General features: G+C 35.1%; 13 protein-coding genes. 6 read left to right on the top strand and 7 right to left on the bottom strand.

Annotated features, from left to right (window positions below; genetic code table 11):
- Positions 1-15 precede the first annotated feature (15 nt).
- Positions 16-417, top strand: coding sequence for a response regulator (locus tag HRT72_05995; GenBank protein NQY67258.1), 402 nt, complete (start codon positions 16-18; stop codon positions 415-417).
- Here the strand turns inward: HRT72_05995 and crcB are convergent.
- The 5 genes from crcB to hpt are packed head-to-tail and all read right to left on the bottom strand — an operon-like array spanning position 392 to position 3,472.
- On the bottom strand, positions 392-766 hold the full coding sequence (gene crcB, locus HRT72_06000) for a fluoride efflux transporter CrcB (GenBank protein ID NQY67259.1): 375 nt from the start codon (positions 764-766) through the stop codon (positions 392-394). The two genes, HRT72_05995 and crcB, sit on opposite strands and share 26 nt — an antisense overlap.
- Positions 763-1,332 (bottom strand): phosphatase PAP2 family protein, encoded by a 570-nt coding sequence (locus HRT72_06005; protein ID NQY67260.1) that lies wholly within the window; start codon positions 1,330-1,332, stop codon positions 763-765. Before HRT72_06005 ends, crcB begins: the two co-directional genes overlap by 4 nt.
- A gap of 12 nt (positions 1,333-1,344) precedes the next feature.
- Positions 1,345-2,337: a GTPase ObgE gene (gene obgE, locus HRT72_06010; GenBank protein ID NQY67261.1), complete on the bottom strand. Its 993-nt coding sequence runs from the start codon at positions 2,335-2,337 to the stop codon at positions 1,345-1,347.
- A 17-nt stretch (positions 2,338-2,354) separates the two neighbouring features.
- On the bottom strand, positions 2,355-2,927 hold the full coding sequence (locus HRT72_06015) for an adenylate kinase (protein NQY67262.1): 573 nt from the start codon (positions 2,925-2,927) through the stop codon (positions 2,355-2,357).
- Positions 2,928-2,929: 2 nt separating this feature from the next.
- Positions 2,930-3,472 (bottom strand): hypoxanthine phosphoribosyltransferase, encoded by a 543-nt coding sequence (gene hpt, locus HRT72_06020; protein NQY67263.1) that lies wholly within the window; start codon positions 3,470-3,472, stop codon positions 2,930-2,932.
- 51 nt (positions 3,473-3,523) lie between these two features.
- Between hpt and HRT72_06025 the strand changes: the two genes are divergently transcribed.
- The 5 genes from HRT72_06025 to HRT72_06045 all read left to right on the top strand — a co-directional run bounded on the left by HRT72_06025 (position 3,524) and on the right by HRT72_06045 (position 9,229).
- Positions 3,524-4,666, top strand: coding sequence for a 5-(carboxyamino)imidazole ribonucleotide synthase (locus HRT72_06025; GenBank protein ID NQY67264.1), 1,143 nt, complete (start codon positions 3,524-3,526; stop codon positions 4,664-4,666).
- Positions 4,663-5,148, top strand: coding sequence for a 5-(carboxyamino)imidazole ribonucleotide mutase (gene purE, locus HRT72_06030; GenBank protein ID NQY67265.1), 486 nt, complete (start codon positions 4,663-4,665; stop codon positions 5,146-5,148). Before HRT72_06025 ends, purE begins: the two co-directional genes overlap by 4 nt.
- Positions 5,149-5,683: 535 nt before the next feature.
- Positions 5,684-6,430, top strand: coding sequence for a hypothetical protein (locus HRT72_06035; GenBank protein ID NQY67266.1), 747 nt, complete (start codon positions 5,684-5,686; stop codon positions 6,428-6,430).
- A gap of 61 nt (positions 6,431-6,491) precedes the next feature.
- Positions 6,492-8,441: a helix-hairpin-helix domain-containing protein gene (locus tag HRT72_06040; protein ID NQY67267.1), complete on the top strand. Its 1,950-nt coding sequence runs from the start codon at positions 6,492-6,494 to the stop codon at positions 8,439-8,441.
- Between the two features lie 425 nt (positions 8,442-8,866).
- A complete protein-coding gene (locus tag HRT72_06045) occupies positions 8,867-9,229 on the top strand; it encodes a DUF861 domain-containing protein (GenBank protein ID NQY67268.1) in 363 nt (120 codons plus the stop codon).
- Between the two features lie 44 nt (positions 9,230-9,273).
- On the opposite strand, the gene aroA is transcribed toward HRT72_06045, so the two are convergent.
- Together aroA and HRT72_06055 are read right to left on the bottom strand one after the other, a co-directional pair.
- On the bottom strand, positions 9,274-10,500 hold the full coding sequence (aroA, locus tag HRT72_06050; GenBank protein NQY67269.1) for a 3-phosphoshikimate 1-carboxyvinyltransferase: 1,227 nt from the start codon (positions 10,498-10,500) through the stop codon (positions 9,274-9,276).
- Positions 10,497-11,350: 3-dehydroquinate synthase (locus HRT72_06055; GenBank protein ID NQY67270.1), on the bottom strand; the 854-nt coding region annotated here is incomplete at its 5' end. The genes HRT72_06055 and aroA, both read right to left, overlap by 4 nt.

Raw genomic sequence — 11,350 nt, forward strand, 5'->3', positions numbered from 1 at the left:
ACACAATATCCCATTATGAAAAATATTTTATTAATCGAAGACGATGAAACAACAAGGTTCATTATGTCTCGACTACTAAAAAAAATGGATCAGGTTGGCCATATTGGGTATGCAAGTAATGGAGAAATAGGCCTAACCTATTTAAAGGAACAAAAGACTGCACCAGACATTATATTGTTGGATGTTAACATGCCTGTGATGGATGGGTTTCAATTTTTAGAAGAGTACCAATCAATCGAGAAAAATAAAAAGGCCAAGGTTGTAATCTTAATGGTTACTACATCTCTATTAGAATCAGATTTAGATAAGGCGATGTCAAATCCGAATGTTAAAGAATGTATTGCTAAACCTGTATCTGAAGAAAACATGAATACCCTTTTCGAAAAACATTTCAGCTCGTCAATAGAGAGGTCTTAGATATTACATAAATCAGAGATACACACGCTATTACGCTTACAAACACGTTCCCGATGGCATAAGCCGTATTCCCCGAACGCAATAGCTCAAACGTTTCTAAGCTAAATGTCGAAAACGTACTAAATCCGCCACAAAATCCTATTACAATTAAATACCTAAGCCATAAAGACGTACTTAATTTATCGCTAAAGAATGCCAACATACTTGCTAACACCAAGCAACTAAGAATATTCGAGGCTAAAGTAGCTATTGGCAAAGATGTGCTGTAATTGCTAATTACATACTTAGAAATCCCAAAACGTAATAGGCTTCCTAAGCCTCCTCCAATAAAAATCGCTAATAAATTCATTTCGATACTTCAGATAATTGAGTACTAAAATAATAATATATCCTATGCCAGAGATTAGCAATTCCTATTCCTAATATTATTCCACATACAATATCAAGTGGATAATGAACGCCTAAATAAACTCTTGAATAGGCAACAATCCCAGCCCAAATAAGAATAGCATACTTCGCAATTTTATTTGGAAGAAATTTTTCTATGAATACAGCAATGGAAAATGATGTACTTGCATGAGAAGATACAAAACCATAAAGCCCTCCACAATGATCCTCGACCAAATGGACCATCCCTCCTATTATTTCATTATGACATGGTCTATACCTTTGAAAAACATTTTTAAAAAGATGAACGGAAATCAAATCACTAGATGCAATAAGCCCAACAATACATCCCAATAAAATCCATATATGCGGTATTCTTTTTACAACAAGAAAATAAATCAGATAAGCGTATAAGGGTATCCATGTCCACTTATAGGATATCCAATACATGATAATATCCCAAGAATTACTGTTTATTCCGTTTAAATACAGGAATAGTTCTTTATCGAAATTTACTATTTGCTCCATTAAAAAAGCAATTTACTCATGACTCAAGTTGGACCACAATTTATCTTTGAGAGCAGTTATTCCTTGATGCTGAATAGATGAGATAAAAATATATTCAATATCTGGCAGCTCTAATTTCATCTCATCCATTAGTTCTTCATCTAACATATCTGATTTTGTAATAGCCAAAATCCTATTCTTATCCAGAAGTTCAGAGTTATACAATTTCAACTCATTTAGTAAGATATCATACTCTTTTATTATATCCGGTGAATCGGCTGGAATCATGAAAAGCAAAGTGGCGTTACGCTCAATATGTCTAAGAAACCTTGTTCCTATTCCTTTTCCTTCACTTGCGCCCTCAATTATACCAGGTATATCGGCCATTACAAAAGACTTTTCATCCCGGTAAGCAACAATTCCTAGATTAGGAACCAAAGTTGTAAAAGGATAGTCAGCTATTTCTGGTTTTGCGGCAGATACCACTGAAAGTAAAGTAGACTTACCTGCATTCGGCATTCCTACCAAGCCAACATCCGCTAGTAATTTAAGCTCCAGAATTTTCCATTCTTCGACTCCATCCTCACCTGGCTGAGCATATCGTGGTGTCTGATTTGTTGGCGATTTAAAATTATAATTCCCTTTCCCCCCTCTTCCGCCTTTTGCAACAATATATGTTTCTCCTTCTTGCGTTATCTCAAATTCAATTTCCTTTGTTTCTGGGTTTCGAATAACTGTACCAAGGGGTACATCTAAGATTTCATCTCTTCCTTCAGCTCCAGTTAATCTGCTTTTTGCACCGTTTACACCGTCTGTACCGATAACATGTTTTCTGTACTTTAAGTGAATTAATGTCCAGAATTGTTTGTTACCACGTAGAATAATGTGACCTCCTCGACCTCCATCTCCACCATCCGGTCCACCTTTCGCAGTTAGTTTATCTCTCCTTAGATGTGCAGAACCAGATCCGCCTTTACCAGATCGACAACAGATTTTAACGTAATCTATAAAATTTGAACCAGCCATTTTCGTTAACTCAAAGACTAAAGTGAATCAATTGCTTCGGTAAGAAGATTAAAGATATCTTCAATTTCACCCACGCCATCAACCGACGAATATTTATTTAACGTCTCATAGTGACCAATCACAGGTTCTGTTTCACTTTTATAAATTGTAATTCTGTTATTGATTACCTCCGGGTCTGCATCATCCTTTCTTCCAGAATCCTCGGCTCTTTTTTTCAGTCTTACTCTTAATTCATCATCAGGAACAACCAAGCCAACTAATCCCGAAATATGAGAATCTCTACCAGAAAGAAATTCATCTAATGCAACCGCCTGGTCTGTTGTTCTAGGAAAACCATCGAAAATAAATCCCTTGGGATTATCGTGTTTATTAACTTCTGATTCCAGCATTTTAATCGTAACATCATCCGGAACTAACTGTCCTTTATCGGTGTAACTCTTCGCCAAATTACCGAGTTCTGTTCCTCCTTTAATATTTGCTCTAAAAATATCACCTGTTGAAAGATGTACTAAGCCGTACTTTTCAATCAACTTAATTGACTGCGTTCCTTTACCAGCTCCTGGAGGTCCAAATAGTATTATATTCAGCATTATTAATTTAATTTAATGGTATAAATATCTTTTAAATTTCGCCCTAATTCTCTGTAATCCATGCCAAAACCAACAATAAAATCATCCGGAATCTCAACACCTATATAGTCGATATTAATTTCTTTATTATATACTTCTGGTTTAAAGAAAAGGCTAGCAACCTTAACATTACATGAAGGTTCTTTATTTAATTCTGTTACAATCTTTTCTATGGTAGTTCCAGAATCTACGATATCTTCCAAAACCACAACTTCTTTATTTTTAATATCCACATCTAAACCCAGCATCTCTTTTGGCGACTTGTTTGAATGGGTACCATCATACGACTTTAATCGTATAAAAGATATTGTACATTCAAGATTCAATTGTTGCATCAGCTCACTAGCAAACATAAAGGCGCCATTCAATACCGCAATAAAGTGAACGTTTTTACCCTTTAAATCAGAATTTAAATCCTGAGCAATTCTGGCAATTGATTCCTTTATTATTTCATTCGGAATTGTCTTCTTAAATCGCTTGTCTCCTAACTCTATTACCTCCTTCATAGTCTTTGCCTCAAAGTTACGCTATACTTGGTAAATAATTATCTTTGTAACATGATTCATACATTTTACAACAACTTTAAATTAGGTGTTCTTGGCGGTGGACAGTTGGGGCGAATGCTAATTCAAGAGGCAATCAACTACAACATCCATGTTTCTATTCTTGACAGTTCAAAAAGCTGTCCATGTGGAGATATTTGTAATGAATTTACCTCAGGAAGCTTAATGGATTTTAACGATGTATATAACTTCGGTCAGACGGTTGATGTTCTTACCATCGAAATAGAAAATGTAAATTTAGATGCTTTAGAAAAGCTAGAGCGAGAGGGGAAAATCGTGTACCCACAAACAAAAGTTCTTCGAATAGTTCAAGACAAAGGATTGCAAAAACAGTTTTATAAAGACAATAATATTCCAACTTCCGATTTCAAACTTTTAGACGCCGGAACCGACTTATCTATTTATTCTTCCACATTCCCTAAAGTTCAGAAGCTTCGAAAATTCGGGTATGATGGCAAAGGAGTTAACATTCTACGAACAACAGAAGACATTTCCAAAGGATTTGCCGCCCCAAGCCTTCTTGAAGACATGGTAGATTTCGAGAAAGAAATAGCCGTGATTGTTGCTCGAAACCCAAATGGTCAAGTTTTGAATTATAACCCTGTTGAGATGGAATTTAATCCTGAAGCCAACTTGGTTGAATTCTTATATTCTCCTGCGGATATTAATGATACCGTTAAAACCGAAGCGATTCGTATTGCAAAAGACATCATCGAGAAACTTGATATGATTGGATTATTGGCCATCGAAATGTTCGTGTTGAAAAACGGAGAAATTCTGGTTAACGAAATTGCCCCAAGACCACATAATAGTGGTCACCATTCTATAGAAGCAAATATCACCTCTCAATACGAACAGCATTTGCGCTCCATTCTAAACATGCCATTGGGATCAACAAAAGATATCGCGAAAGCAGTAATGATCAACATTCTTGGGGAAGAAGGTTTTGAGGGAGATGCTATTTATGAGGGCTTGGATGAAGTTTTAGATATAGAAGGAGTAAATATTCATCTATATGGAAAAACATCGACCAAGGCCTTTAGAAAAATGGGCCACGTTACCATTATTGGTAATGACTTAGAAGAAACCAAGAAAAAAGCTTTATTTGTAAAATCAACGTTAAAAGTTAAAGCATGAAAAATCCACAAGTAGGAATAATAATGGGTAGCAAGTCGGATTTAAATATCATGCAAGAAGCCGCCGATATATTATATCAGTTTGGAATTGAATATGAATTAACTGTGGTTTCAGCACATCGAACTCCGGAAAGAATGTTCGACTATGCCAAGAAAGCTAAATCAAAAGGACTAAAAGTTATTATCGCTGGAGCTGGAGGTGCGGCTCACTTACCTGGAATGGTAGCCTCGATTACTCCACTTCCTGTAATAGGAGTCCCTATTAAATCCAGTAATTCTATAGATGGATGGGATTCTGTTTTATCAATTTTACAAATGCCTGGTGGAGTTCCTGTAGCAACCGTTGCTTTAAATGGAGCCAAAAATGCAGGCATTCTTTCTGCTCAAATAATCGGCAGTTCCAATGAAGAAGTATCAAACAAGATCACAGAATATAAAGAAGACTTAAAATTGAAAGTTATGGAGTCGATAAAGACTTTATAGAACACAAACCATTCTCGCTTTCCAGTACATGCAGAATAGCTAATCGACACGTACTGTTTTTGTTAATTTCAATTTGATTTACCCAACGAAGCTCAACCTATGTATTCTTACGTAGTTTGAATATCATGATTATTTAACGATGCCTTAACTAAATCACAATCCAGGTGAGTAATCTTACATCCAATTTCACACTCTATTTTAAGTAGAATAAATACAAGTCGTTAATTTTTAACTAACTATATAAATTCCACTTTACAATTATCGATTTTATAATACACATGCAAAGTCCGAAGTTCAATACCCAATTTTAGCATTCCAATAACTTATTAATTCGCTATCGATAATATTTACCAATTAGGTTGTTGATGACAATTCTCATTTCACCTCGTCTCATCTCCTGTCTAGTCAGGGACCTAATTGGTAAAGCTTATCATCTATTCAAAATGATTTCAACTTCAAGCTAACTCTCCCCTTCTCCTCGTTGAAACAAAAGCCTCTCATTATTATCGTCAAACTCATTATCACATGCTGCTCATTGCATGCACAAGATTATAATTTATCGAAAAATTCAAGATCAACTAGCATCGGAGATGCTTCCGTGGCACTCACCGACTTCTGGGCTATAGCAAGCAACCAATCTGGCTTGACTAACCTTCAAAGCACCTCATTGGGCATTTCAATAAATAACAATTTTCTTCTTCCAGGGCTTTCCAAATATTTTTTGGCAATTGCCGTTCCAACTAAATTGGGGACAATCGGAATTAATAATGCCTTGTTTGGATACAATATTTATAAAAGAAATTATTACTCGCTATCTGTTTCAAAGAAATTATTAAAGAATCTAGATTCAGGAATTCGCTTAAACTACTACACAACCAAGTTCTCATCGGATAATCATAATGCAACAGAGCTTTCCGTGGGCTTAGGAATAATAATAAAAGCTTCAGAAGAACTTAAAATAGGAATCCAAATTAGAGATATGAGTAGAACAAACTCATTCACGAAACCGGCTTTAAGGATAGGAGCCTCTTACAAATCAGCATATAAAACTATCAGCTACTTTGAAATTGAAAAGGAATTTACATCAACTGTAAATATAAAATCAGGATTAAGCTATGAGCCAAATAAGTCGATTAGAATCGACATAGGACTATCTTCAAATCCAATACTTCTTTCTATGGGACTAGGTATACTCATAGATCACATACGAACAGATCTTTCATTTACTCGACATCAAACGCTTGGTTCATCACCTGGTGTTTCCCTTCTATATGAATTATAGTTTTTTAATATGCGTTTGCCTATTTGCTTACATCTTACCAAGTAAGAGCCAAAATGATTCCTTGCCAGACTACATCAATTCTCAAATACTTACAGAAGAATATTCTGCAATTCAATCAACTCTATTTAAAGAATATAATACAATTAAAAAAAAAACCATTAATTTAAACCACGCCACATATAATGAAATATCCTATTTAAAAATTCTTTCACCCAAGCAGCTTACAAACTTCTTTGAGCATATAAAAAGAAACGGTAAACTGATTCATTTATCGGAATTGCAAACAATAACGGGATTCTCTAAATCGACAATAGACAAACTAACCCAAGCAGTTTACATCGACAATAACGAAGTAGCATTCAAACATAGCTCTCAGTCATTTTTCACAAAACCGGAGCAATTAATTCTTTTTCGTACCGATCGGATTCTTCAAAAAAAAGAAGGATTCAAAGGAGATAACTTTATCGGAGATCAATACAGATATTACTTCAAATACCAATACAGAACAAAGAGCCTTACTGCAGGCATTACAACAGAAAAAGACGCAGGAGAAAAGATGAATTTCCAAAATAATAAACCGGGATTCGACTTTCTATCCGGACATCTTTTCATCGATGACTTAGGAATACTAGATCAATTTATTCTCGGTGATTTCAAAATTGAAATTGGCCAAGGTTTAAATTTATGGTCAGATTTTTCACTTGGTAAATCAGCAGGAATACTAAACATTAAAAAGAACGGAAGAAAGATACTTCCATACAGAAGCACTAATGAAAACAGATTTTTAAGAGGAACGGCACTAACACTAAACTACAAGAAGTTTTATATCACACCATTTTACTCACGAAAAAAAACAGACGCAAATATAATTGAACAGGACAGTATTCAAAATATCACATTCTCTTCCCTTGCACAAGGCGGTTTACATAGAACTCCATCAGAACTAAAAAAAAGAAAAATATTAATGGAAGAAATACTGGGAACTTATGCTTCTTATGAATTCCAACGGTTACATTTTGGAGCGTCGTTCGTTAACACATTACATTATGGAACCTATAATAAAAAGACCCAACCCTATAATCAATTCGAGATAAACGATTCATCAAATAATGTTGCCGGATTAGATTTTGATTACGCGTTCAAAAATGTTGTTCTGTTCGGTGAATACTCCAGAAGTATTAATAAAGGGAAAGCGTTACTCTTATCAACAATTGTAAGCCTAAACAAAAGCTCATCAATAATACTTCTTTACAGAAATTACGGGGTTGCCTATCAAAACAACTTCTCGAATGCGATAGGAGAAAACTCAAAAAACAATAACGAAACAGGAATTCTTATCGGATTTGAAACGAGATTAAAAAACAAAACTTCGATAAATGGATACGTCGATATTTTTAATTCAGAGTGGCTCAAATACCAAACGACTGGACCATCTTATGGAAATGAGCTTTCTTGTCAAGTAAATAAGAAGATCAAGAACAACCTTCTAATTCAACTCAGACTTATTTTGAAAAGAAATTTAACTAACAATTCGTTATTAGAAAGTCCAATTAAAATGCTTGTGGAGACTACAACAAACAACTTCCGCTTTCAGATAAACTCACAAATAACCAAATCAATACATTCTAAGAGCCGAGTAGAATTCAAGCAAGTTGTCCTAAGTAATTCAAAAGATAACGGGTTCATTATGTATCAAGACTTAGTTTATAAGAAAATGGGAAATCCATTTTCAATTACCCTACGCTATTCGCTTTTCGACACCGATAATTACAATTCTAGAATGTACACCTACGAAAACGACTTACCTCACTCCTTTTCCATTTCAAGCAACTATTACACAGGGAGTAGACATTATATATTAATGAAGTATAAAGTCAATCGAAAGATAAGTGCGTGGCTAAAATTTAGCGAAACTAAGTACCATGATAGAGATGAAATAGGATCTGGGTTAAATCTCATAAGCGGAAATAAAAAATCAAATATCAAATTTCTTGTAAAACTTACATTCTAAAACATAACCACACACAAAACGCCATTTATCTTGCATTTAAATGCAATAACGACCCATAACTGGTAATTTTTATCAATAACCAAAACTCCTATTAGGATATTACTACATATTGGGGTACTACAACAAACTCTACATAAACAATTAATGAATAGTGTTCTAAAGATTATCAGGCGACTACTCGCCTTCGCCATATTATCAGTAACAATAGTGACAATACTTATTATTAATCTCCTGCAATAAATATGCATTAACTGCATTTATATTGCAATTAACGCAGAATTAGCGCTTACTAGAAGGTATTATACTGCAATTTATGCGTTTTAGCACCATTCTATTTTCACTATAATTAATTACAAAAGAACCCTAGCTTCTTTGTTTAGCTAATTATTAGCATATTTACTTTATCAAAAATTTTACAATTTATTATGACAAAAAAAATCACATCGTTTGATCGAGTACCCACTTTCTCTGGTCATGTAAAAATCGAAAAAGACAACAATCAGCATGCCACAAGCGGAGAACCAGCTGAAGCAGATAACAACCTATACACAGACAAATCAGGCAAATTTATCGCTGGGTCGTGGGAATGTACTGCGGGTATTCTACAGTTAACTAATTACGATATGGAAGAGTACTGCTTTATAAAAGAAGGAGAACTTGTAATTACGGATGAAGACGGAACAGTAACCACTCATAAGGCGGGAGATAGTTTTGTAATTCCACGTGGTTTTAATGGCGTATGGGATATGAAATCGAAAATCGTAAAGGATTACGTTATTTTATTATAAAATATAATTGCCGATGCATTCCATAGCTTCTATGGTTTGCTTGGCTATTTTTCCTCTACTACAAAACCCACTGTCCTCAAATCATCCCAGTATTCAGGATACGATTTAGATACCACTCCAGGATCTTCTATATCAATATAATCAAGACTTAATGCTAGCGGAGCCATAGACATCGCTATTCGATGATCTTCGTAAGTTTTAACTACAGCATCTTTATCAGCAATCATTTCCTGAGGCTCTATTTCAATAATCCCACCTTCCTGATCAACCACCTCGATTCCATATTTACCTAACTCGGTCTTAAGGGCTTTTATGCGATCAGTCTCTTTTATTATCAAACTTTTCAGCCCCACAAACCTACTTCTTACTCCAAGAGATGCAACCACGGCCGCAACAGTCTGCGCAATATCTGGACAGTCAATAAAATCAAATCCTAAATTAATAAAAAGACTTTTTGTCTTAAGTAAATGAATGGCCCCCTTGGAATATGTAGTATTTACACCTAGTCCGCTAAAGATATCTCTCACCATCGAGTCGCCCTGCAGACTTTTCTCCTTGAATCCTTTTAGTTTAATATCTGCCGTTTCAGCCAACGAAACCATCTCATACCAATAAGAAGCTGCAGACCAATCGGCTTCAACTGTATATTTCTTTGCTTTATATGCTTTATGCTTTACAAGTACCGAATTCCCTTTCCATGAACAAGAAGCACCAAAATGCTTCATAATATTCAATGTCATATTTATATAAGGCCGAGAAATGATTTCTCCTTTGAAATTTATTTTCAACCCACCAGGAAGACTTGGCGCAATTAATAAAAGAGCCGTAATAAACTGACTACTTACACCAGCATCTAACTCTACTTTATTCCCCAAGCCAGGATTACCTTCTATTTGCAATGGCGGATATCCTTGTTCTCCTAAATAATCTATTTTTGCACCCAAAGACCTTAACGCATCTACTAACAGTCCGATTGGCCGTTTTTGCATTCTTTCAGACCCCGTTAATATCTTTGAACCCGGTGCAATACTCAAATAAGCCGTTAGAAATCGCATTGTAGTTCCTGCAGCTCCAACATTCAATTCATTATCGCCACAACATAATAACCGACTTAATGTTTGTGTATCATCAGATGTCGAAAGATTATCAATCTCTATATTTCCTTTGCAAAGCGCCTGAATAATGAGCACCCGATTACTCTCGCTTTTCGAGGACGCAAGCTCAATAACTCCATTTACACCATCTGCCGGTTTTGAAATCCGATAAATCATTCTTTTTCTTTCAGGGTTTTATTTTGTAATCCCGAGTAATAGTCTAATGCTTCAAAGATATGATCGTTTGTAACAACCACACCCACTATGTACTTACCGATTGATGATAATAAAGTGCATCGATATTCACCGGAATGATTTTTCTTATCATTTTTCAAATAACCAATAAAGTCTTCTCGATCCTCTATATCAATTGAAGGTTTACCATAAATACTTAAAACATAACCTACGATTTCATTCAATTCCACTTCAGAAAGACTACTCATTTTACAAGATAAGAAAGCCTCACATATCATACCGATCGCTATTGCCTCACCATGCAGCAAATGTTTGCCTCTTATTCCAAGAAATGTACTTTCTATTGCATGCCCAACTGTATGGCCAAAATTTAATGATTTTCTTTCATTTCGCTCCTCAGGATCCTTAAGCACAATTTTATTTTTTATCTGAACTGATCTTAAAATAATTTCATCCCAATCTTCAATAGAAGTCAGATCTTCTCTTTTAATAAAATCCCAATAATCAGCGTCTGCGATCAATCCATGTTTAATAACTTCAGCATAACCAGATCTCAACTCCTCATATGGCAATGATTTCAAAAAAACAGTGCTTGCAAAAACTCCTTGTGGATTACTAAAAACTCCGATTTGATTCTTCAATCTATCAAAGTCAATCCCCAATTTCCCTCCCACAGAAGCATCTACCTGAGACAGTAACGTTGTGGGCACATTGATAAAATCCACTCCTCGCTTATATGTGGACGCAACAAATCCTCCCATATCACCAATTACTCCTCCGCCTAAATTAATTACAATAGCGTTTCTATCTACATTCCCATCGCTCAGTGCAC

The sequence above is a fragment of the Flavobacteriales bacterium genome (genome assembly GCA_013214975.1).
Lineage (GTDB): Bacteria > Bacteroidota > Bacteroidia > DT-38 > DT-38 > DT-38.

Excerpts from the sequence above, each read along its gene's own strand:
- HRT72_06045 (NQY67268.1), top strand. The coding sequence starts at position 8,867 with ATGACAAAAAAAATCACATCGTTTGATCGAGTACCCACTTTCTCTGGT.
- aroA (NQY67269.1), bottom strand. The coding sequence starts at position 10,500 with ATGATTTATCGGATTTCAAAACCGGCAGATGGTGTAAATGGAGTTATT.
- HRT72_06005 (NQY67260.1), bottom strand. The coding sequence starts at position 1,332 with ATGGAGCAAATAGTAAATTTCGATAAAGAACTATTCCTGTATTTAAAC.
- HRT72_06025 (NQY67264.1), top strand. The coding sequence starts at position 3,524 with ATGATTCATACATTTTACAACAACTTTAAATTAGGTGTTCTTGGCGGT.
- HRT72_05995 (NQY67258.1), top strand. The coding sequence starts at position 16 with ATGAAAAATATTTTATTAATCGAAGACGATGAAACAACAAGGTTCATT.
- crcB (NQY67259.1), bottom strand. The coding sequence starts at position 766 with ATGAATTTATTAGCGATTTTTATTGGAGGAGGCTTAGGAAGCCTATTA.
- HRT72_06015 (NQY67262.1), bottom strand. The coding sequence starts at position 2,927 with ATGCTGAATATAATACTATTTGGACCTCCAGGAGCTGGTAAAGGAACG.
- obgE (NQY67261.1), bottom strand. The coding sequence starts at position 2,337 with ATGGCTGGTTCAAATTTTATAGATTACGTTAAAATCTGTTGTCGATCT.
- hpt (NQY67263.1), bottom strand. The coding sequence starts at position 3,472 with ATGAAGGAGGTAATAGAGTTAGGAGACAAGCGATTTAAGAAGACAATT.
- purE (NQY67265.1), top strand. The coding sequence starts at position 4,663 with ATGAAAAATCCACAAGTAGGAATAATAATGGGTAGCAAGTCGGATTTA.